This is a genomic window from Actinokineospora sp. UV203, assembly GCF_056323665.1.
This window is the reverse complement of sequence record NZ_CM150484.1, coordinates 1,535,305-1,554,801: the sequence shown is the minus strand read 5'-3', so window position 1 is coordinate 1,554,801 and position 19,497 is coordinate 1,535,305. Positions and strand designations below refer to the sequence as shown.

General features: G+C 69.8%; 24 protein-coding genes. 11 read left to right on the top strand and 13 right to left on the bottom strand.

Annotated features, from left to right (window positions below):
- Positions 1-52: 52 nt before the first annotated feature.
- From ACUZ2Y_RS06930 to fabG, 5 genes are read right to left on the bottom strand one after another with little or no spacing between them, the layout of a single operon-like run.
- The gene (locus tag ACUZ2Y_RS06930; RefSeq protein ID WP_476328067.1) at positions 53-661 is read right to left on the bottom strand and encodes a TetR/AcrR family transcriptional regulator; all 609 of its coding nucleotides are present in this window, start codon (positions 659-661) and stop codon (positions 53-55) included.
- Positions 658-1,704, bottom strand: a complete 1,047-nt coding sequence (locus tag ACUZ2Y_RS06925) for an acyl-CoA dehydrogenase family protein (RefSeq protein WP_476328065.1) — start codon at positions 1,702-1,704, stop codon at positions 658-660. The genes ACUZ2Y_RS06930 and ACUZ2Y_RS06925 overlap by 4 nt, the downstream gene beginning before the upstream one ends.
- Positions 1,701-2,870, bottom strand: coding sequence for an acyl-CoA dehydrogenase family protein (locus ACUZ2Y_RS06920; protein WP_476328063.1), 1,170 nt, complete (start codon positions 2,868-2,870; stop codon positions 1,701-1,703). Before ACUZ2Y_RS06920 ends, ACUZ2Y_RS06925 begins: the two co-directional genes overlap by 4 nt.
- Positions 2,867-3,334, bottom strand: coding sequence for a MaoC family dehydratase (locus tag ACUZ2Y_RS06915; RefSeq protein ID WP_476328061.1), 468 nt, complete (start codon positions 3,332-3,334; stop codon positions 2,867-2,869). Before ACUZ2Y_RS06915 ends, ACUZ2Y_RS06920 begins: the two co-directional genes overlap by 4 nt.
- Before the next feature lie 2 nt (positions 3,335-3,336).
- On the bottom strand, positions 3,337-4,092 hold the full coding sequence (gene fabG / locus ACUZ2Y_RS06910) for a 3-oxoacyl-ACP reductase FabG (protein WP_476328059.1): 756 nt from the start codon (positions 4,090-4,092) through the stop codon (positions 3,337-3,339).
- 513 nt (positions 4,093-4,605) lie between these two features.
- Between fabG and ACUZ2Y_RS06905 the strand changes: the two genes are divergently transcribed.
- The 3 genes from ACUZ2Y_RS06905 (at position 4,606) to ACUZ2Y_RS06895 (ending at position 8,217) form a co-directional block, all read left to right on the top strand.
- Entirely contained in the window at positions 4,606-5,046 is a 441-nt protein-coding gene (locus tag ACUZ2Y_RS06905; RefSeq protein WP_476328057.1) for an Lrp/AsnC family transcriptional regulator, read from the top strand.
- A complete protein-coding gene (nudC, locus tag ACUZ2Y_RS06900; RefSeq protein ID WP_476328055.1) occupies positions 5,039-5,911 on the top strand; it encodes an NAD(+) diphosphatase in 873 nt (290 codons plus the stop codon). Before ACUZ2Y_RS06905 ends, nudC begins: the two co-directional genes overlap by 8 nt.
- Before the next feature lie 113 nt (positions 5,912-6,024).
- Positions 6,025-8,217, top strand: a complete 2,193-nt coding sequence (locus tag ACUZ2Y_RS06895; RefSeq protein WP_476328053.1) for an MMPL family transporter — start codon at positions 6,025-6,027, stop codon at positions 8,215-8,217.
- Positions 8,218-8,266: 49 nt separating this feature from the next.
- Here the strand turns inward: ACUZ2Y_RS06895 and ACUZ2Y_RS06890 are convergent, their stop codons facing one another.
- On the bottom strand, positions 8,267-9,052 hold the full coding sequence (locus ACUZ2Y_RS06890) for a helix-turn-helix domain-containing protein (RefSeq protein WP_476328051.1): 786 nt from the start codon (positions 9,050-9,052) through the stop codon (positions 8,267-8,269).
- A gap of 61 nt (positions 9,053-9,113) precedes the next feature.
- Here ACUZ2Y_RS06890 and ACUZ2Y_RS06885 point away from each other — a divergent pair, with 61 nt between their 5' ends.
- Complete coding sequence (locus ACUZ2Y_RS06885) at positions 9,114-9,740, top strand: phosphoribosyltransferase (RefSeq protein WP_476328049.1); 627 nt, start codon at positions 9,114-9,116, stop codon at positions 9,738-9,740.
- Here ACUZ2Y_RS06885 and ACUZ2Y_RS06880 read toward each other — a convergent pair.
- The 7 genes from ACUZ2Y_RS06880 to ACUZ2Y_RS06850 form a co-directional block, all read right to left on the bottom strand.
- Positions 9,737-10,638 (bottom strand): IS5 family transposase gene (locus ACUZ2Y_RS06880; protein WP_476326208.1). Its coding sequence is split into 2 segments (ribosomal slippage): positions 9,737-10,290 and positions 10,290-10,638, totalling 903 coding nucleotides; the frame shifts between segments, so codons are not numbered across the junction. The two genes, ACUZ2Y_RS06885 and ACUZ2Y_RS06880, sit on opposite strands and share 4 nt — an antisense overlap.
- Before the next feature lie 35 nt (positions 10,639-10,673).
- Entirely contained in the window at positions 10,674-11,036 is a 363-nt protein-coding gene (locus tag ACUZ2Y_RS06875; RefSeq protein ID WP_476328047.1) for an STAS domain-containing protein, read from the bottom strand.
- A gap of 123 nt (positions 11,037-11,159) precedes the next feature.
- A complete protein-coding gene (locus tag ACUZ2Y_RS06870; protein WP_476328045.1) occupies positions 11,160-12,599 on the bottom strand; it encodes a sensor histidine kinase in 1,440 nt (479 codons plus the stop codon).
- On the bottom strand, positions 12,577-13,302 hold the full coding sequence (locus ACUZ2Y_RS06865; RefSeq protein ID WP_476328043.1) for a response regulator transcription factor: 726 nt from the start codon (positions 13,300-13,302) through the stop codon (positions 12,577-12,579). Before ACUZ2Y_RS06865 ends, ACUZ2Y_RS06870 begins: the two co-directional genes overlap by 23 nt.
- A gap of 89 nt (positions 13,303-13,391) precedes the next feature.
- On the bottom strand, positions 13,392-13,724 hold the full coding sequence (locus tag ACUZ2Y_RS06860; RefSeq protein WP_476328041.1) for a hypothetical protein: 333 nt from the start codon (positions 13,722-13,724) through the stop codon (positions 13,392-13,394).
- 40 nt (positions 13,725-13,764) lie between these two features.
- Positions 13,765-14,052, bottom strand: coding sequence for a hypothetical protein (locus tag ACUZ2Y_RS06855; protein WP_476328039.1), 288 nt, complete (start codon positions 14,050-14,052; stop codon positions 13,765-13,767).
- A 407-nt stretch (positions 14,053-14,459) separates the two neighbouring features.
- Positions 14,460-15,077, bottom strand: coding sequence for an alpha-ketoglutarate-dependent dioxygenase AlkB (locus ACUZ2Y_RS06850; RefSeq protein ID WP_476328037.1), 618 nt, complete (start codon positions 15,075-15,077; stop codon positions 14,460-14,462).
- 106 nt (positions 15,078-15,183) lie between these two features.
- On the opposite strand from ACUZ2Y_RS06850, the gene ACUZ2Y_RS06845 reads away from it, so the two are divergent.
- The 7 genes from ACUZ2Y_RS06845 to ACUZ2Y_RS06815 all read left to right on the top strand — a co-directional run bounded on the left by ACUZ2Y_RS06845 (position 15,184) and on the right by ACUZ2Y_RS06815 (position 19,479).
- A complete protein-coding gene (locus ACUZ2Y_RS06845) occupies positions 15,184-15,450 on the top strand; it encodes a hypothetical protein (RefSeq protein ID WP_476328035.1) in 267 nt (88 codons plus the stop codon).
- A 368-nt stretch (positions 15,451-15,818) separates the two neighbouring features.
- Complete coding sequence (locus tag ACUZ2Y_RS06840) at positions 15,819-16,160, top strand: hypothetical protein (protein ID WP_476328033.1); 342 nt, start codon at positions 15,819-15,821, stop codon at positions 16,158-16,160.
- Entirely contained in the window at positions 16,150-16,434 is a 285-nt protein-coding gene (locus ACUZ2Y_RS06835; RefSeq protein ID WP_476328031.1) for a DUF6235 family protein, read from the top strand. Before ACUZ2Y_RS06840 ends, ACUZ2Y_RS06835 begins: the two co-directional genes overlap by 11 nt.
- Before the next feature lie 158 nt (positions 16,435-16,592).
- Positions 16,593-17,144, top strand: a complete 552-nt coding sequence (locus tag ACUZ2Y_RS06830; protein ID WP_476328029.1) for a DUF6423 family protein — start codon at positions 16,593-16,595, stop codon at positions 17,142-17,144.
- Positions 17,145-17,217: 73 nt separating this feature from the next.
- Positions 17,218-18,510, top strand: coding sequence for an FAD-dependent monooxygenase (locus ACUZ2Y_RS06825; protein ID WP_476328027.1), 1,293 nt, complete (start codon positions 17,218-17,220; stop codon positions 18,508-18,510).
- The gene (locus tag ACUZ2Y_RS06820) at positions 18,503-18,928 is read left to right on the top strand and encodes a DUF6187 family protein (RefSeq protein WP_476328025.1); all 426 of its coding nucleotides are present in this window, start codon (positions 18,503-18,505) and stop codon (positions 18,926-18,928) included. Before ACUZ2Y_RS06825 ends, ACUZ2Y_RS06820 begins: the two co-directional genes overlap by 8 nt.
- Positions 18,925-19,479: a carboxymuconolactone decarboxylase family protein gene (locus ACUZ2Y_RS06815; RefSeq protein WP_476328023.1), complete on the top strand. Its 555-nt coding sequence runs from the start codon at positions 18,925-18,927 to the stop codon at positions 19,477-19,479. The genes ACUZ2Y_RS06820 and ACUZ2Y_RS06815 overlap by 4 nt, the downstream gene beginning before the upstream one ends.
- Positions 19,480-19,497 lie beyond the last annotated feature (18 nt).

The window sequence follows — 19,497 nt, the reverse complement described above, 5'->3', positions numbered from 1 at the left end:
GGGCGCTGGCTGGGTCTGTCGGACGGGTCTTTTCCTTGGGTCCGCTGTCTGTTTAGTGGTTGCCCGCACCCAGCATGGCGAGTACCAGTGTCGCGTAGCGCTTGCCGAGTTCCGCTGGGCCCGGGGTGCTTGCCGCTGTGTACCACCTCGCGATGTCCACGCACAGGGACAGGGTTGCCCTCGCCGCCGAGCGGATGTCGCATGCGAAAACGCCTGTGGTGACGCCCTCCTCGATCAGCGCCCGCACTACCCGTTCCGTTCGCCTGCGCAGGTCCGCGACCGTGGTGTAGTCCGCCTTCGGCAGCGCCGTGATCTCGTACTGGACGATCCGGGCGATGCGGTGGTGGGTGGCGTGCCAGGAGGCCATTTCCGACACCAAGACCCGCATCCGGTCCGCCGGGGTGCCCGGGCCCGATGCGGCGGCTTCGACGATCGCCAAAGCGCGTTCGTGGCCACTCAAACTGATCGCCGACAGCACCGCCGCCTTCGACGGGAAGTGGACGTACAGGGCCGCCGGGCTCATGCCCGCCGCGGTGGAGATGTCGCGGGTGGTGGTGGCGTGGTAGCCGTTGTCGGCGAACGATTCCACCGCGGCGGCCATCAGTCTGCGGGCCGCCGCGGCTGTCACGTCCGGGAACGCCCCGGCTACCAGCTCGCTCATCCTGGCAGGTTAACCAATTTCGCCAGTGCGGCGCGATGCTTGCCGGGGGTGCCGAGGGCGAGTTCGTCGGCCTTGGCGCGCTTCAGGTACAGGTGCGCCGGGTGTTCCCACGTCATCCCGATCCCGCCATGCAGCTGCACACACTCCTCCGCCGCGCGCACCGCGACCGTCGAGCACAGCGACTGCGCCACCGCGACCGCCACCCGCACATCGTCGCTGGACGTCGACAGTGCGTCGGCGGCGTTGAGGGCCGCCGCACGGGCCAGGACGATCGACTGCCACAGGTCGGCGAGGCGGTGCTTCAACGCCTGGAACGAGCCCACCGGGCGACCGAACTGGTAACGCTGCTTGAGGTACGCCACCGTCGTCGTCAGGCACCACTCGGCGATGCCCACCTGCTCGGCCGCCAGCAGCGCCGACCCGGCCAGCAGCGCACTGTCCACAGCGGACTCACCGGAACCGGTCAGCCGCACACCGGGATCGTCGAACGTCACATCCCACACCGGCCGCGTCAGGTCCAGCGACACCACCGGCCGCACGGAAGCCGCTTCGACAAGGTGCAACCCACCGTCCGCGGGCACCAAGAACTGAGAAGCGACACCGGCATCCGCGACCGAGCGAACTGTCCGCGCGAGCGGTCCGTCCACCGGGCCGGACAACGGGATCGCCAGCACCACAACGGATTCGCCGGACGCCATGCGCTTCAACGCGTCCTGCGCGTTCGGGTCGTCGGACAGGTGCAGCAGCGCGGCCGTGGCCAGCATGCTGCCCAGGAACGGGACCGGCGCCACCGCGCGGCCCAGTTCCTCGGCGACCACTGCTGCTTCGCGCCAGCTCGCGCCCTGTCCGCCCTGAGACTCCGGGATCGGCAGCGACGTCGCGCCCAGGTCCACCAGGGTTCGCCACAGGTCCATGTCCGACGGCGTGGACGACTCGACGCGTCCGAGCACCGCCGCCGCGTCGGCCTTGTCCGCCAACAGTTCCCGCACGCCCGCGCGCAGCGCTTCCTCGACGTCGGAGGTCAACAGGTTGGGGTCGCTCATTTCGGCAGGTCCTTCCACGCGACATCCTTGTCGACCCGGGGTTCGCTCGGCAGGCCCAGGACCCGCTCGGCGATGATGTTGCGCAGGATCTCCGACGTGCCGCCCTCGATCGAGTTGCCCTTGGCGCGCAGGTAGCGGTAACCCGCGTCGCGCCCGGTGAAGTCGACCATGTCGGGCCTGCGCAGCGTCCAGTCGTCGTAGCGCAGGCCGTCGTCGGTGATCTCCAGTTCCAGCCCGGACAGCTCCTGCGCGAGCCGGGCGAACGCCAGCTTCATCGCCGACCCCTCCGGCCCGGGGGCGCCGTTCGCCAGCTGCTGGCGCAGCCGGATCCCGGCCAGCCGCAGCGCTTCGGCCTCGACCCACAGCTTCAGCAGCCGGTCGTGCGCCTCCGGTGTGCGCCGCTGCGGGTTGGCCCGCCAGGTGTCGCAGACAACCCCGATCATCCCGCCCTCACGCGGAATCGAGCGACCGCCGATCGCGACGCGCTCGTTCATCAGCGTCGTCTGCGCGACCCGCCAGCCGTCGCCGACCTCGCCGAGGCGGTGGGCGTCCGGGATGCGCACGTCGGTCAGGAAGACCTCGTTGAACTCGGCCTCACCGGTGATCTGGCGCAGTGGCCGCACCTCGACGCCCGGGTCGGTCATGTCGCACACGAAGTACGTCATGCCCGCGTGCTTGGGCACGTCCGGGTCGGTGCGGGTCACCAGAATCGCCCAGCGCGCGGTGTGCGCACTCGACGTCCACACCTTCTGCCCGGTCACCAGCCAGTCGTCGCCGTCGCGGCGGGCCCGGGTGCCCAGGGCGGCCAGGTCCGATCCGGCGCCCGGCTCGGAGAACAGCTGGCACCACACCTCTTCGCCGGTCCACAGTGGACGCAGCAGGCGCTTCTTCAGCTCCTCGGACCCGAAGGCGAGGATCGTCGGCGCCGCCATGCCCAGCCCGATGCCGATCCGGCGCGGGTCGTTGTCGGGAGCACCCGCGGCGGCCATCTCGGCCTCGACGATCTCCTGCTGCGCCCGGGGCAGCCCCAGACCACCCAGGCCCTCGGGGAAGTGCACCCACGCGAGCCCGGCGTCGAACCGGGCGCGCAGGAAGTCGAGCCGGTCGGTCGTCGCCGGGTCGTGCTCGGCGAGGAACGCCGCGACCCGCTCGCGGACGTCGGTCAAGGGGTGTCCTTTCCTGGGACGAGCAGCACGACGGCCTCGGCGACGCAGCCCGGCTTGTCCGCGCCCTCGATCTCCACCGTGTAGGCGAAGACCGCCTGGACGCCGAGAGCCACCGGGGTCACCGACTTCAGCTCGGCCCCCGCCCGCACCCGCGAGCCGACCCGGACCGCGCTGGGGAACCGCACCTTGTTGAGCCCGTAGTTGACGCCCATCGAGAAGCCGCGGAAGTCGTAGATCTCCCGGCCCAGCATGGGAAGCAGCGACAGTGTGAGGTAGCCGTGCGCCACCGTGCCGCCGAAGGGACCCTTCGCGGCGCGCTCGGTGTCGAGGTGGATCCACTGGTGGTCGCCGGTGGCGTCGGCGAACTGCTGGACCTGCTCCTGGGTGATCTCGTGCCAATCGCCATAGCCCAGGTGTTTCCCCTGGGCAGCGGTAAGCGAGTCGAGCCCGTCAAAAGTATGCACGCTCAGTCCTTCGGTCCGCCGGCGACGTAGATGACCTGGCCGGAGACGAACCCGGCTTCCTCGCTGCACAGGAACGACGCGGTGGCGGCGATGTCAGCCGGGGTGCCGATGCGGCCGACCGGGATCATCGACGCCGCGCCCTTCTTGAAGTCCTCGAACGACACGCCCATCCGCTCGGCGGTGGCGGCGGTCATCTCGGTCTCGATGAACCCGGGGGCGATCGCGTTGGCGGTGACGCCGAACTTGCCCAGCTCGATGGCGAGGGTCTTGGTGAAGCCCTGCAGCCCGGCCTTCGCGGTGGCGTAGTTCGCCTGGCCGCGGTTGCCCAGCGCCGACGTGCTCGACAGGTTCACGATCCGGCCGTACTTCTGCTCGGTCTGGTGCTTCTGGACCGCGCGGGTCATCAGGAACGAGCCCCGCAGGTGCACGTTCATGACCATGTCCCAGTCGTCATCGGTCATCTTGAAGAGCAGGTTGTCGCGCAGGATGCCCGCGTTGTTGACCAGCACGGTCGGCGCGCCCAGGGTCTCGGCGACCTTGGTGACCGCGGCCTCGACCTGCGCGGAGTCGCTGACGTCGGCACCGACGGCGAGGGCCTTGCCGCCCTCGGCCTCGATCGCCGCGACGGTGTCCGCGCAGCTCGCCTCATTCAGGTCGATCACGGCGACGGCGAACCCGTCACGGGCGAGGCGTTTGGCGACAGCGGCGCCGATACCTCGAGCTGCGCCGGTGACGATGGCGGTGCGGGGCTGGGACACGGACTCCTCCGAACGGTCGAGTTGCTAAGCGATCGCTTAGCGAACCTACTCCCGAGTGTTCGCCGGTGTCCAGACCCGCGCGAGTCGCCCCTCCCGGCAAGTGAGTCGCCCCGCCGGGCAAGTGAGTTCGACGCTCCCGCAAGTGAGTTCGACGCTCACGGCGAGGCGGCTCGAGCGCACCATGCGCGAATGTCGAACTCACTTGCCGGAGCGGGGCACTCACTTGCCGGAGCGGGGCACTCACTTGCCGGAGCGGGGCACTCGGTTGCCCGGCGGGGCGACTCACTTGCCGGGAGGGGCGACTCGCGCGGGTTTGTGGGGCCTGGGTGGCGAACACGGCCACGAGTGTGCGGGTCCCGGTGTCGGGCACGACGGCCCCGTGGGCGACGTCGCAGGAGTCCGGTGAGGTCATCCCAGCAGTCTCGTCCAGGGGAGCCGCTTAAGCCACGTGTGGACCTGATTCGGCAAGATCGCGCTGTGGCATGATGACATCAGTCAAACAATGGGGTTTGCATGGATGAGATTGACCGGACTCTCTTGGCCCGGCTGCAGCAGGACGCGACGACACCTTATGCCGCGCTGGGGCAGGAGGTGGGACTTTCCGGGGCGGCGGCGCACGAGCGGGTGCGCAAGCTGCGCGAGCGCGGCGTCATCCGGCGCACGACCATCGACGTCGACCCGGCCGCCGTCGGCAAAGGGGTCCTCGCCTACGTGATGATCGAGGCCGACGCCTGGATGGGTGGACCCGATACCGGCGAGGCGTTGCGCGCGCTGCCGTGGGTTGAGGAGGCGCACATCGTCGCGGGCAGCCCGTCGCTGCTGGCGAAGGTGCGCGCCAAGACCACCAGCGAGTTGCAGCAAGCCCTCAAGGGGATCTTCGACATCGAGGGCGTCACCGGGACGCAGACGATCGTGGTGCTCGAGACGTTCTTCGAGAGGTCCGTCGATGTCTGAGCTCGCCTATACCGGGCTGACCCTCGACCGCGCGGGTGCCCGGCGCTCGGACGGCCAGTGGCTGGCAGGCCTGCGCAACAACGCCAAGGCCGTCGCCCTGTGGCGCGACCACTGCCTGGTCCGTGCCGAGCGGCCGGTCTGGACGGATGTCCCGGAGGATCCGAAAAACACAGTCTTCCTCGGACTCGACGGGGACACCGGCGTGTTCGCCGTAGACCTGTCGGACCTGGAGGAGGCGGCCGCCGCCGAGTCCGTCGGCGCCGACGCGGCCGTCGACATCCGGCGGCTGGTGAGCGGCCTGGACGCGCAGGGCGCGACCCGCCTGGCCTACGCGCGGGGTCTGCTGCACTGGAACCGGAACCAGCGGTTCTGCGGCGCTTGCGGTTCGCCCGCCCGCGCCGCCCACGGTGGACACCTGCGGATCTGCACCGGTTGCGGCAAGCTGCTGTTCCCGCGCATCGAGCCCGCCGTGATCACTCTGGTCGAGCACGGCGACCGCTGCCTCCTGGGTCGACACCGGGGGTCCGCGGCGAACGCCTTCTCCACCCTGGCCGGGTTCGTCGAGATCGGCGAGAGCCTGGAGGACGCCGTCCGGCGCGAGGTCGCCGAGGAGGCGGGCGTGGCGGTGGGCACAGTCGAGTACCGGGCGTCGCAGGCGTGGCCGTTCCCGTCGGGGCTGATGCTCGGCTTCCGGGCGGTCGCCGAAAGCCCCGAGATCGCCGTCGACCGCGACGAACTCCTCGAAGCCCGCTGGTTCACCCGGGACGAAGTCCTTGCGCTGCAAGAGGAACACCGGGTGGCGGGGACCGGGCGGACCGACTCGATCGAGCACTTCCTGGTGACCTCATGGCTGTCTGGATCGTGAACCCCTAGGGGATCTACCGGGGTACAAGATCGGGGACAGCACCTGATCCGCCGGGGCGGTTCCCCTGCCAGTCTTCGTTCGACCTGAACGGAACCTGTGTGGGGGAACCCAAGATGTCAGCAAAACCGATGGTGACGGTGCGTATCGCCAGATGGAGCGCGTTACACCCGTGGCGGGCGATCGGCGCCTGGGTCGTGTTCGTCGCCCTGTGTATCGGGACCGGCGCGGTCCTCGGCACCAAGACCGCCGACTTCGACGACAACCCGAAGGGTGAACAAGCGGTCTACCAGCGCATCGTCGACGACGCGCAGCTCAACCGGCCCGCGACGGAGAACGTCCTGATCACCGCCCGCGACGGCGCGCTCGACCAGGACAAGGCGCTCGCAGTCGCGGGCGAGGTCCGCACCCGGATGGACGCGCTCACCGAGGTCGACAAGGTCGGCGAGCCCGCGCCGTCGCCGAAGGGCGGCGCGATCCTGGTCAGCGTCGACATAGCAGGCGACCGCGAGACCGCGGACGAGCGGCTGCAGCCGCTGCTCGACGTCACCGCGTCGGTCCAGGCCGCGCACCCGGACCTGCGAGTTGAGCAGGTGGGCGGCAAGTCGTTGAACAAAGCCCTTTCGGAGACCTTGGGGAAGGACTTCCAGAAGGCCGAGTTCATCAGCATCCCGGTGACGTTGATCATCATGCTGCTCGCCTTCGGCGCCGTGATCGCCGCCGGTGTCCCGGTCCTGCTCGCCATGTCCGCGGTCTTCAGCGCGCTCGGCCTGTCGGCGCTGGTGTCGCAGCTGGTGCCCTCCACGGAGAACACCTCCAGCATGATCCTGCTGATCGGCATGGCGGTCGGCGTCGACTACTCGCTGTTCTACATCCGCCGAGAACGGGAGGAACGGGCGCGCGGGGCCAGCCACATCGACGCCGTCGAGATCGCCGCCGCCACGTCGGGTCACGCGATCGTCGTCTCCGGAATCGCCGTCGTGGTCGCCATGGCGGGCATGTTCGTCGCCGACGACGTCACGTTCTCCTCGATGGCCATCGGCGCGATCCTCGTCGTCGTGGCCGCGGTCATCGGCTCGATCACCGTCCTGCCCGCGATGCTCGCCAAGCTGGGCCGCTGGATCGACCGTCCCCGCGTTCCGCTGGTGTGGCGGCTTTCCGCGGGCTCCAACGGTGAGCCGAGGTTCTGGAAGGCGATCCTGAAGCCCTCCCTGCGACGTCCCGGCGTGGCCCTCGTCGTGGCCGGTGGCGCCTTGGTCGCCCTGGCGATCCCCGCCGCCGGGATGACCCTCAACTCGCCGTCGGACGCCGACCTTCCGCGCAGCATCCCGATCATGCAGAGCTATGACCGGATGACCGCCGCGTTCCCGAGCAAGGGCGCCGTCCACGCCATCGCGGTGCGGGCACCCGCCGACGCGGTCGGCTCGACCGAGTCCGCCGTCACCGAGCTGACCCGCCGAATCCAGGCCGACTCCGGCTTCGCGAACGACAGCGCCCCCAGGGTGACCCGCTCGGGCGACGGCCGGATCTTCGTGATCGCCGCGGCCATTCCGCACCGGGGGAGCAGCGCCGAAGCCGACCAGTCCCTGAACTGGCTGCGCACCAACGCTCTTCCCGCCACTGTCGGCGCTGTCGCGGGCGCGGAGTTCGCCGTCAGCGGTGAGACCGCGGGCAACAACGACTTCGTCGACAACATGACGTCGGTCCTGCCGTGGGTCGTGACGATCGTGCTGCTGCTGACCTTCCTGGTCATGCTGTGGACGTTCCGCTCACCGGCCATCGCCGCCTCGGCGATCTTCCTGAACCTGCTCTCCGCGGGCGCCGCGTACGGCGTGCTTGTCCTGGTGTTCCAGAACACCTGGGCAGAGGGCTTGCTGAGCTTCACGTCGACCGGCGGCATCGTGGCCTGGCTGCCGCTGATCCTGTTCGTCGTCCTCTTCGGACTCTCGATGGACTACCACGTCTTCGTGGTGAGCCGCATCCGTGAAGCCCGCGCGAAGGGCATGGACACCCGATCCGCGGTGTCACACGGCATCACCACCTCGGCCGGTGTGGTGACCAGCGCGGCCGCCGTCATGATCGGCGTGTTCTCCATCTTCGCCACCCTGAGCACCATCGACATGAAGCAGATGGGCGTCGGCCTGGCCACCGCGATCCTCATCGACGCGACCCTGATCCGCGCGGTGATCCTGCCGTCCCTGATGGCGGTCCTGGGCGAGGCGAACTGGTGGACGCCGAAGTTCCTGCGCCCCCGCGCGGAGCCCGTGACGGCGCCCGCTCCGATCCGGGAACTGGACCGGGTCGGCTGAGCGACCGCGCCCCTGCCCCGGATCGAGCTGATCCGGGGCAGGGGCCTGTTCAGCCTCGAAGCACCGCGGCCGTCGCCGCGTCGGCGGGGAAGAACGATTCGATCGCGAGTTCGGCCACCGTGACATCCATGGGCGTCCCGAACGTCGTCACCGTGCTGATCAACGCCAGTTCCGCCCCGCCGTGCCGAATCCGCAGCGGCACAACGACATCCGCGGAGTCCACCACCGGTTCCGCTTCAGCACACGGATATCCCGCCAGCTCGTCATGGAGTTCGGCGAGCGAGTCGTCCGCCGTGATGACGATCTGCCTGCGCAACCGGCTCAGCAGGTGCGCCCGCCACTCACCCAGGTTGACGATGCGCGACGCCAACCCCCGCGGATGCAGGCTGACCCGCAACACGTTCACCGGCGGGGTCAGCAGATCGGCGGCGACACCGTCGAGCTGCGCGAGGAGACTTTCGTTGGCCTCCACCAGGTTCCAGCCCCGGTCGACCGCCACCGCGGGGAACGGGTTGTGCCCGGTGAGGACCTGGCGCACCGCCGTGCGCACCGCCGCCAGCCGCGGCGAGTCGAGCGCGTCCTGGGAGTACACCGGGGCGTATCCCGCGGCGAGGAGCAGCTGGTTGCGGTCCCGCAGCGGCAGTTCCAGGGTGTCGGCGAGGAGCAGCACCATGTCCCGGCTGGGCGCCGAGCGCCCGGTCTCGATGAAGCTCAGGTGCCGGGTGGAGATGTCGGCCCGCAGCGACAGCTCCATCTGGCTGAGTCGGCGGTGCTCACGCCACTGGCGCAGCAGCGCCCCAGCGGACCGGTCGAGTGCGGCGGCGGCGGTGGTCATGAGCCCACCGTACGACGGCTGTCGATTACCTCCGAGGTCAACTCTGGCGCACACTGGGGCCATGCGCTTCGCCGACCGAACCGACGCCGGCCGCGTCCTCGCGGGCAGGCTGACTCACCTGCGCGCGGAGAACCCGCTGGTCCTGGGCCTGCCGCGCGGTGGCGTCCCGGTCGCCGCGGAAGTCGCGAACCGGCTCGGCGCCGAGGTGGACGTCATCCTGGTGCGCAAGGTCGGCGCCCCCGGACACCCCGAACTCGCCGTCGGCGCGGTGGGGGAGGGCGACGTCACCGTCCACGCGGACGACATCCTGCGCGACCTCGACCTCGCGTGGTCCGACGTGGCCGCCACGGTGGCCGGTGAGCGCGCCGAGATCCGCCGCCGGGCCGACCTGCTGCGCGCGGGCGCCCCGCCACGGGATCTCGCGAACCGTACGGTGATCCTGGTCGACGACGGCGTGGCCACCGGGTCGACGATGGCGGCCGCCGTGCGGGTGGTGCGGGGCATGGGCGCGGCGCGGGTGGTCGTCGCGGTGCCCGTGGCGCCGCCGGATGTGTTGGTGCGCTTGCGAACCGTCGCCGACGAAGTCGTGTGCCCGCTGACACCGCGGCGCTTCGTGGCCGTCGGGTACTGGTACGAGGATTTCAACCAGGTGCAGGATTCCGAGGTTCGCGCGATCTTGGGCCGCTAGGGCGTGTCCGCCGGATCAGGTCGTGATTTGTCTGGTTTGGCGCGGATCCAGTCGAGGGTCTCGACGATGTCGTTGGTCGCTTGCCAGTGCAGACCCAGCTTGTCGTAGCGTGTGGCCAACGCCCGGAACTGCTTGCGGCGGTTGTAACCCCGCTCGACCTGGTTGCGTCGCTTGTAGTGCTCGGCATCGAAACTCGGAGGGCGACCACCGGCCGATCCCTTACGCAGCCGATTGGCGACCTGATCCCGACGCTGCGGGATCACCGCCTTGATCTTCCGCAGGCGCAACGCTGCCCGATTGGCCTTGCTGCCATAGGCTTTGTCCCCGGTCAGCGAGTCCGGTCGCTGCCGAGGCCGACCAACACCACCAGGCCGGCGCACCGCGATCTGCTCCAGCAGCGGCACCAGCTGGGTCACGTCAGCGGCTTGACCTGGTGTGACCCGGGTCGCCAGTGATCTTCCCCGACCATCGGTGATAGTGTGGATCTTGGACGTGAGACCACCTCGAGACCGGCCCAGTCCTTGCGCTGCCCGCGATTCCTCGGCACTCAGCCCCCTTTACGGGCACCTGCGGCGTGCTGATGAGCCCGCACGATCGTGGAGTCGACCTGGGCGTCCCAATCGATCTCCTCGTCGACTTCGGCACGCCCGATGACCTGCTGCTTGAGCTGCGCCCATGTGCCATCCGCAGCCCACCGCCGATACCGTTCATAACAGGTCTTCCACGGCCCATACCGTTCCGGCACGTCCCGCCAGGGCGCACCAGTGCGCATCCGCCACAAAATCCCGTTGATCACCCGACGTCGATCTCCCCAACGCCCGCCCCGGCTTTGGCTCACCGCCGGCAGCAACGGCTCCAAGATCGCCCATTCCGCATCTGTCAGATCACCACGCGCCACACCAGTATTTGATCAGATGTTCCGGCGGACACGCCCTAGGACACGCCTTCGTCGATCCGCACGCTTCGCGCGACCGCGGCCGGGCCCAGCAACTCGAGGATCCGGCGCATGGACGCGGGCGGGTTGTGCAGCACCAGGAAACGCCCCTCGCCGAGTGAGCCCGCGGCCCGGACCACCGTGATCACGCCGGAGATGTCGATGAAGTCCAACTCGGCGAAGTCCAAGTGCACGTCGCCCTCGGCTTGTCTGCACAGGGCGAGCAGGAACTCCTCGAAATCGGGGCGGGTGCTGAGATCGGCGTGCCCGGACACGCGTGCGCCATTGGGGCGGTCGGCGTCGCTGTGGTGGCCGTCGGGGCTCGGCTCAGGCAGCGGAAAGAGGTCAGTGATCGCCGACACCGCCTCGCGGAGGGGCGGTCGGCCCGCCAGCCGTACTCATGCCCTCACCCCTCCCGGGCGCAGCGGATCTAGTGGACGCCGAGCCTACGCGTGAGTACGTCTCGTGTCTCAGGTCCAAAGTCCTCAGCCGGGCCCGGCGGGTAATAAGACCGTCAAGCACGTCCTTCCGGGCTCGCTGTCCACCGAGACCGACCCGCCATGGGCGTGCAGGACGGCCGACACGATCGCCAGGCCCAAGCCGGTGCCGCCCGCCGCGCGCGAACGGGAGCCGTCGCCGCGCACGAAGCGTTCGAAGACGTCGCCGCGCAGGTCGGCGGGGATGCCCGGGCCGTCGTCGGTGACGGTCAGGACCACGTGGTGCTCGGTGCGCGACAGCCCGGTCGTGACCGTCGTGCCAGGCGGCGTGTGGGTCCGGCCGTTGGCCAGCAGGTTCGCCACCACCTGGTGCAGCCGGGCCTCGTCGCCGGTCACCACCACGGGGTCGGCGGGCAGGTCGAGCCGCCAGTGGTGCCCCGGTCCGGCCACCTGGGCGTCGCTCACCGCGTCGACGACCAGCCGGGACAGGTCGACCGGCTCGGCGAACAGCGGGCGGCCCGAATCGAGCCGGGCCAGCAGCAGCAGGTCCTCGACCAGCGTCGTCATCCGCGCCGCCTCGGACTCCACCCGGGACAGCGCGTGCGCGATCGGCGCGGGCACCTCGTCGTCCTGCCTGCGGGCCAGTTCGGCGTAGCCGCTGATCGCGGTCAGGGGAGTGCGCAGCTCGTGGCTGGCGTCGGCGACGAACTGGCGGACCCGGGTCTCGCTGGCATGCCGGGCGGCGAGCGCGTCCGCGACGTGGCCCAGCATCTTGTTGAGCGCGGAGCCGACCTGGCCGACCTCGGTGCGTGGATCGGTGTCGGCCGCCTCCACCCGGTCCGGCAGCGCCACCTCACCCCGGTCGAGCGGCAGTTCGGCCACCCGGCGCGCGGTCGCGGCCATCCGGTCGAGCGGCCGCAGCGTCCGGCGGACGATGACCACGCCCGCCACACCGGCCACGGTGAGGCCGAGGAGGGAGACCGCGCCCAGGACGAAGCCGACTGTCCACAGGGTCTCGTCGACGGAGTCCATCGGCAGGCCGGTGACCACGGTGGCGGGGCCCGCCCGGGTCGCGATGAGGCGGTAGGACCCGAGGCCGCGCAGGTCGCGTTCGCGGACGGTGCCGTCGACCGGGAGCGCCGCCAGGGCCGGCAGCAGGGCCGTGGGGATGTCGTCGCGGCTACCGGTGGTGCGCTGCAGCTTGGCGTCGAGCACCCGGCCGTCGTAGACCAGCACGTTGAGGGTCCCTGGCCCCTGTCCGGGGGCGTCGATCGGCGGTCTGCCGCGGTGCGGGCCCTGGTCGCGGCCGACGTAGTCGCTGGCCCGCACGCCCGCGTCGGCGAGCTGCCGGTCGAGCTGGGCGACGAGGAAGGCGCGCAGCACGACGAGGGTGACCACCCCGATGACCAGGCAGACCATCGCCAGCAGGACCACCTGCTCGGTGATCAGCCGGGCCCGCAGCGTCCTAGCGCGCCGGTTTGAGGACATATCCGGCGCCGCGCATCGTGTGGATCATCGGCTCGCGGCCCGCGTCGACCTTCTTGCGCAGGTAGGAGATGTAGAGCTCGACGATGTTGGCCTGCCCGCCGAAGTCGTAGTTCCAGACCCGGTCGAGGATCTGGGTCTTGCTCAGCACCCGGCGCGGGTTGCGCATGAGGAAGCGCAGGAGCTCGAACTCGGTCGCGGTGAGGGTGATCTCGGTGCCGCCGCGGAACACCTCGCGGGTGTCCTCGTCGAGGGTAAGGTCCCCGACGACCAGGTTCGCCCCGGCCGAGGCCTCGGTGATGCCGGTCCGGCGCAGCAGGGCGCGCAACCGCAGGACGACCTCCTCGATGCTGAAGGGCTTGGTCACGTAGTCGTCGCCACCCGCGGTGAGCCCGGCGATGCGGTCCTCCACGGAGTCCTTCGCGGTGAGGAACAGAACGGGCAGCGACCCGACCTCGGCGCGCAGCCTGCGCAGCACTTCCAGCCCGTCGAAGTCGGGCAGCATGACGTCCAGCACCACCACGTCCGGCCGAAACTCCCGCGCGACCCGGACAGCGCTGCCACCGTCGAGGGCGCTGCGCACCTCCCAGCCCTCGTACCGCAGAGCGAGCGTGACCAACTCGGCCAGCGTCGGCTCGTCATCGACGACAAGTACCCGAACGGGCGACCCATCGGATCGCCGCAGCTCCGGCCGGTGTGCGGACATGGCCTGAATCATCCGCCACCCGGATGCGTCGAGCCTGTGCTGAACCTGTGCGCCTGCTGTGTAACCGGGGGTCCGGCTGAGTGATGGGGTCAGGCGGCGTGGTGGCAGGTCTGGCAGGTGCAGTCGGCGCAGGTGCAGTTGTTGCAGCTGTCGGCGCAGCCTTCGCACTGGCAGGTGGCGTGGTTGCAGGTGGGGCAGGTGCAGTCGGTGCAGCCGCAGGTGGCGCAGGAGTCGTCGCAGCTGTCGCACTGGCAGCGGTCGCACTCGTCGTAGTGGACCGTCCCGTTCTCGCGGTGTTCGCGGTGCAGGTGGCCGTCGTGGACGTAGTCGACATGGTCGCCGTGCACGATGGCCGCGTGCCCACACTCGGGGCCGTGCGTGTGCCGGTGCTGTTCCGCGGGCTGGTGCTCGATCGTCGTCATCCCCCCATGCTTATGCGCATGGGTGCATCCGGCGAGTCGATCACTTGTCGACCGGGTCGACCACCTTCGACGCCGCGACGATGATCGACCACAGTGGACTGCGCGTGCGTTCGTAGTAGACCCGGCGGTTCGCGGGTTCCCGGTGCTCCACCAACATCCCAAGATCGACCATCCGAGTCAGCTCGATCCCGCAGGCACTCTGCGCGATCACCGTCTTGGGCGGCTCGGACTGGTAGAACCGAGGCCCCGCATGCTGATGAATCCACAGCGCCAGCCGCAGCCTGCTCGGCCTGCCGAACATGAGCCGACCGACATCGCCTGCGTCCATTGGGGGCTCCTGGGTAAGCGGTAGCAGTTATCCGATATCAAGATAGCGGGGTTCAGGGGTGGTGTCGAGGTGATGACGCGGTAGTGGGGGTGAGGCCTAGTGCTGTCCGACGAATCCGGTCCAGCCGAAGCCCGGCCCGCGTCGACCTGGCCCCGGCTCGACCAGTCCGCCCGACCTCCGCCGACTCGGCCAGGCCTGGTGCGGCATGGCCGATGCGGCCTGTTCGGCCCCCTGTCCCGTCCAACTTGACCAGTCCGCCCGGCCTGGCCCGGCTCGCGAGTTTCGGCCGGCCCAGCAGCCGTAGCCGGTTCACTGGTGCCGGCCCCGCGGGAGCCTGCGCACCTCGTCGCCGAATCGAATCCCGCCTTTCGGCAGGAGTCAGGCCACCCGATCTCCGGGGCTGTCGCTTAGAGCACTCCGCGGGGTCGGAACTGGATGCTGATGCGGGGACCGACCGGTCTGGTGGTCTTGGGGACCGCGTGTTCCCACGTCCGCTGACACGACCCGCCCATCACCAGCAGATCCCCGTGCCCCACCTCGTGGCGCAGCGTCCGGCCCCCACCCCTGGGACGCAGCGTCAGTGCCCGCGGGGAACCCACGGAGACGATCGCGACCATCGTGTCCTCCGTGGCCCCCCGGCCGATTCTGTCGCCATGCCAGGCGACGGAATCGTGGCCGTCGCGGTAGAAGCACAGGCCCGCGGTGGCGAAGTGTTCCGGGTGGTAGTGCAGGTTGAGTGCGTCCCTCGCCGCTGTGAGGGCCGGGTCGGGCAGTTCCGCGCCTTCCCGGTAGTGGCACAGGAGTCTGGGGACGTCGACCACCGAGTCGTACATTTTTCGGCGTTCGGCTTTCCAAGGCACGGTATCGACCAGGCGGTCGAACAGGTCGTCGGCTCCGGGCAGCCAGCCGAGGAACAGGTCCAGCCATGCGCCGTCGGACAGCGGGACGCGGCGCAGGCCGGACAGGGGTGGGAGCCCGGCGGTTTCCGGGGAGTCCCACAGCGATCCCTGCAGTGCCACGCTCACCCCGCAAATGATACACAAATCATCGAACAGGTGTTCAGTGCGCGTGTTGCTCTCTCACAAGGGATACTGGATCCACACCGATGTGCCATCCCCGAGAGGAACCATCATGCTTGCCGTTGCGAGTCGGACGACTCCGGTGGTCGAGGTGGGCGTGCGGCTGCGGGCCGCCGCCGAGAAGGTGTTCCGCGACGTTTCGCGTCCCGGGGCGGTCGACGACCTGGTCGCCGGGCTGGCCTGGACCGCGGCGTGCGGGCAGACCTGCCAGCTGACGGGCCCGGTCGCCGGTGTCCGCCGGGCGATCGCGGCGCTGCGGGCCGGTGACGCGTTGGCAGCGGAGTCCGCGCTGCGCTCGGTGCTCGCCGCCATGCGGTGACCAGGGACACCCCGCGCGGGGAACCATGCCGCCGCGATTCGCGTTATCGAGGTGTCGCTTCCTGAATCAGGGCTGACGGACGTTTCCCGGCGGTGTCCCCCACACTGTCGGACGCACGCCGTCGGCGCGCGGGCGACCATACCGCCGACCGGACACCCCCAAGAGTCCGGTCGGCGGCGTATAAATCCACTCCGAACGTGGGCCGATTCGCGCCGTGAATTTGTCATGCCCATCGCGTGCGGAAATTAGCGCAGCGTTGTGCGCGTTACCCGGGTGCTCGGTGTCGAGCACACTGGCCGTGTATTCGCGCATTCTTCAGACTAAAGGAGCGCGACTTATGCGCGACCGCCTGCGGAGGGAACGAAAATATGGCTTCGGTGACGAATGCGCTGCGTTCCGGTGTCTTCGGAGAAGATTACGTGGATCTGGCCGACCCGGTCGCAGGCGCGCTGGGCCGACTCCCGCGCGACGGCAGGCGCGCGGCGACGCGCAGGCTGACCGAGATGCTCACCGAGCAGGACGGCAGCTTCGACCGTTCGCAGGTCGACCACTTCGTGGAGAGCCTGCTGATGACCGCCCGGATGTCGCGCGTCCGGGACTACCGGATCGCGATGGCGACGACGGAGAGCCCGGCTGAGCCGCGCGACATTGATGACGTGATCGCCCTGCTGGAGGTCGGGACCGATGAGTCGGGAACGTATGCGGCTTAAGCTCAACCTTGGGCTCGCCCGGCTCGAGAAGTGGGCGGGCTCCGCGGGCCAGGTCGAGAAGAACGCGCTCTACAAGGCGCTGTTCGCGGTGGCCGACGGCACGGTCTACAACACGTACAAGGTGCTCGACGACGTCGCCCGTGACGGCGAGTTCTTCGTCGTGGTCCGCGACAACCTGATCGTCAAGATCTGCTTCCGCGAGCCGGACGTCTTCGGTGTGCTCTATATCGGCGTGCCTGAGGAGTCCGCCGACACCGAGGTCGAAATCACCTGAATCGCGTCAAGCCGCCAGTGGAACGTGCCGCGAGGGCCGATTGGCCCAATCGTGAATCGTGTCATTGAGCTTGTCTGGATCTTGTGCCAGCCTGGGGCGGAGATCTCGCGTCCACGTTTTCCCGCAAAACTCGATCTTGTCGAATGCGTCAAGGAGGCATGGTGTCGGAATTGGACATTCCCGGGCTGGACGTATCCAGTCGGGTGCGAGCTCGCGATATCCAGATGGCCGCGGTCGCCGATGTGCGCAGGCGCGTCCTGATGATCTCGGGGGCGGTGGACGCGCTCGACCATGACGTGGCGATGAGCCTCTACCTGCCCGAGCCCGGACGCTGGCAGGTGATCAAGTCCGAGACCAACCTGACTGACCAGACCTGGGTCGCCATGCAGGTCACCTGCGACGATGACACCCACTTCATCGACGGCGACGACGGCATGATCATGTCCCGCCAGTTCGCCCGCACCTTCCTGACGCCCGACCAGCGTCGGCTCACCTTCCACGATGGTGAGGTGCGCCCCGGCGAGTCGATGCTCAAGGTCTTCGATCTGGAATGCACCACGCGCAGGCCCACCTACGCGCACGCCCGCTACAGCGCCTCGCCGACTGACAGCCCCGAGCAGACCGCGGAGGCGGTGCGCAAGCTCGTGGCCGACGGGATCGCGCAGCGACCGGTCATCGAGATGATCGTCCCGGTCACCGTCATCGGCTGATCTCGCGACGGTTCGACACAGGCGAAGCCGGGTCACCCGGCTTCGCCATCGCGTCCATCCCAGGCGAGGCCAGATGATGAAGTTCATGCCCGAACCGCACCTGCTGGAGTCGCCGAGAGGCCGGGACTGGCCACACCCCTCGGTATCGCGGTCGGCAGCCACCTGCCCGCTGCCCGCCCGCGCCGACGTGGTCATCGTGGGCGCGGGCCCGGCGGGACTGGCGGTGGCGTCCGCGCTGTGGCACCTCGGTGTGTCCGATGTGGTCCTGCTCGACCGCGATGGCAGGCCGTGTCAGCGGTTCTTCGACCGGATCGACACCCTCGGGCAGCGCGTCCTGCGTTCGCCCTACGAGCACCACCCCGGTGTCGAGGGCTACCGCGACTGCGAACTGCTCGACTTCGCCCGGCTGCACTGGTCGCGGCTCACCCCGGTGGAGCGCCGGGAGATCCGCATGGCGCAGGCGGGGCACCGATCCGTTGTCCCGGTGGACGTCTTCGAGGCGTACTGCCGCCACATCGCGTCCGTGCACGGGGTGACCTCGCGGACCTGGCGTGCCGACGTGCACGCGGTGCTGCCCGGCCGGACAGGTCTCGCCGTGCACACCGACCGGGGCCGCGTCGACGCGCGCTTCACCGTGCTGTGCCTCGGCGAGGAACGCCGCGCCGCGCCCGCCGCCTGGTCGGGCGGGGTGAGCTACTGGGACGAGCCCGTGCCCGCCGCCGCCCGGTCGGTCGTCGTGGTCGGCGCCGGGCTGAGCGCCGCGCACGTCATCGCGAATTCGCTGGCCCGCGGCCGAACCGTGCGCTGGGTGCTCCGCGAGAACGAAGAGCGCTACCAGTGCGCCGACGTCAATGCCTCCTTCTTCCGCCCCGAAGGCCGTGCCCGGTTCGACCACTCGTCCTGGTCGGACCGGCTCACCCTCATGGGCCGCCACCGCCGTGCCTCGGTCATGTTCGAGTTCCAGCCCCTTCTGCGCGCCGCGGAAGCCGACGGCAGGCTGACCGTGCACCGCGGCCACGCCGTGACCGACACCCGCCCGGGCGCTGTGCGACTGGCCGACGGCAGCACCGTGCACGGTGACCACGTCGTCCTCGCCATCGGCACCACGCCGTCCACCGGCGAGAGCCTGCTGCCCGCCGACGTCGCGTGCGCCCGCGACGGTTGGCCTGACCTTGACGAACGCACCCTCGCCTACCGTGCGGACCCCCGCGTGCTCGCCGTCGGCGCCGCCGCCTGCATGGTGCTCGGCCCCGCCGCCCGCAACATCGACGGCCACCGGGTCGCCACCGCCCGGGTCGCCGCCACCATCGCCGCCCGAATCGGCGTGGCCGTGCCGACCGCGATGGAGGTCGCGGCCCTTGTCTGACACCAGGTTCGACCTGCCCGCCGTCGACGACCCGGCGTCCACCGAAACCGGGATCATGCTGCTCGGGCTCGACCCGGACCGGCTGCTGGCGTGCCTGGCCGTGGTCACCCTCGCCGCCGACGCCGGTCAGGTCGCCATGCTCGTCGACCACGTCCGCCATGGCGGTGCCCAGCTGACCATGCCCGACCTGGTCGCCGCCGGTGCCCGCCGATGGCGCTCGATCCGCCCGGAACTGGCCGAGGCCGACCCCCACCCGTCGACTTCGGCGTCGCTCCGACAGGCGTGGGAGCGCAGCCACCGCACTCTCACCACCGTCTTCAACACGGTCGGCCCCGCCGGTGTGGTCTACCTGACCGCCTGCTGGCTGCGCCGCGCCGACATCGACGACCTGGTCGCCACCCTAGGAGGAAAGTCGTGACCTACTTGCCGTCGCTGCCCGAGAACGCCGTCCTGTTCGACGTGTTCAAGGCCTACCCTGACACCGCCCGCCCGATCGTCGAGTACCACGAGACGGTGATGCGCGGCCCGTCCCCGTTCAGCCTGGCCGAGCGCGAGCTGATTGCCGCTTACGTCTCGGGGGTCAACAACTGCGCGTACTGCCACGGCGTCCACACCGCCACCGCCGAGGCTCACGGCGTCGAGCCGGGGCTGCTGCAAGCCGCGCTCGCCGACCTCGACAGCGCCGAGGTGGACCCGCGGCTGGTGCCCGTGCTGCGGTACGTCGGCAAGCTCACCCGAACCCCGCCGGCGATGACCCCAGCCGACGCCGAGGCCGTCTACGCCGCGGGCTGGGACGAGTCCGCGCTGCACAGCGCCGTCCTCGTGTGCGCGTTGTTCAACTTCATGAACCGCATGGTCGAGGGCTTGGGCGTGAGCGCTGACGCGAGCTACTTCGCCGTGTCGGCGAAGCGTCTGCATGACATCGGGTATGTGGGGCTGGCCAAATTGATCCCACCGGCGGTCGCCTGATCGGCCATTCGGACCACG

Coding starts and splice junctions, on each gene's coding strand:
- ACUZ2Y_RS06930 (WP_476328067.1), bottom strand. CDS start 661: ATGAGCGAGCTGGTAGCCGGGGCGTTCCCGGACGTGACAGCCGCGGCG.
- ACUZ2Y_RS06925 (WP_476328065.1), bottom strand. CDS start 1,704: ATGAGCGACCCCAACCTGTTGACCTCCGACGTCGAGGAAGCGCTGCGC.
- ACUZ2Y_RS06905 (WP_476328057.1), top strand. CDS start 4,606: ATGGATGAGATTGACCGGACTCTCTTGGCCCGGCTGCAGCAGGACGCG.
- nudC (WP_476328055.1), top strand. CDS start 5,039: ATGTCTGAGCTCGCCTATACCGGGCTGACCCTCGACCGCGCGGGTGCC.
- ACUZ2Y_RS06895 (WP_476328053.1), top strand. CDS start 6,025: ATGTCAGCAAAACCGATGGTGACGGTGCGTATCGCCAGATGGAGCGCG.
- ACUZ2Y_RS06890 (WP_476328051.1), bottom strand. CDS start 9,052: ATGACCACCGCCGCCGCCGCACTCGACCGGTCCGCTGGGGCGCTGCTG.
- ACUZ2Y_RS06885 (WP_476328049.1), top strand. CDS start 9,114: ATGCGCTTCGCCGACCGAACCGACGCCGGCCGCGTCCTCGCGGGCAGG.
- ACUZ2Y_RS06870 (WP_476328045.1), bottom strand. CDS start 12,599: ATGTCCTCAAACCGGCGCGCTAGGACGCTGCGGGCCCGGCTGATCACC.
- ACUZ2Y_RS06865 (WP_476328043.1), bottom strand. CDS start 13,302: ATGTCCGCACACCGGCCGGAGCTGCGGCGATCCGATGGGTCGCCCGTT.
- ACUZ2Y_RS06860 (WP_476328041.1), bottom strand. CDS start 13,724: ATGACGACGATCGAGCACCAGCCCGCGGAACAGCACCGGCACACGCAC.
- ACUZ2Y_RS06855 (WP_476328039.1), bottom strand. CDS start 14,052: ATGGACGCAGGCGATGTCGGTCGGCTCATGTTCGGCAGGCCGAGCAGG.
- ACUZ2Y_RS06845 (WP_476328035.1), top strand. CDS start 15,184: ATGCTTGCCGTTGCGAGTCGGACGACTCCGGTGGTCGAGGTGGGCGTG.
- ACUZ2Y_RS06840 (WP_476328033.1), top strand. CDS start 15,819: ATGGCTTCGGTGACGAATGCGCTGCGTTCCGGTGTCTTCGGAGAAGAT.
- ACUZ2Y_RS06835 (WP_476328031.1), top strand. CDS start 16,150: ATGCGGCTTAAGCTCAACCTTGGGCTCGCCCGGCTCGAGAAGTGGGCG.
- ACUZ2Y_RS06830 (WP_476328029.1), top strand. CDS start 16,593: ATGGTGTCGGAATTGGACATTCCCGGGCTGGACGTATCCAGTCGGGTG.
- ACUZ2Y_RS06825 (WP_476328027.1), top strand. CDS start 17,218: ATGATGAAGTTCATGCCCGAACCGCACCTGCTGGAGTCGCCGAGAGGC.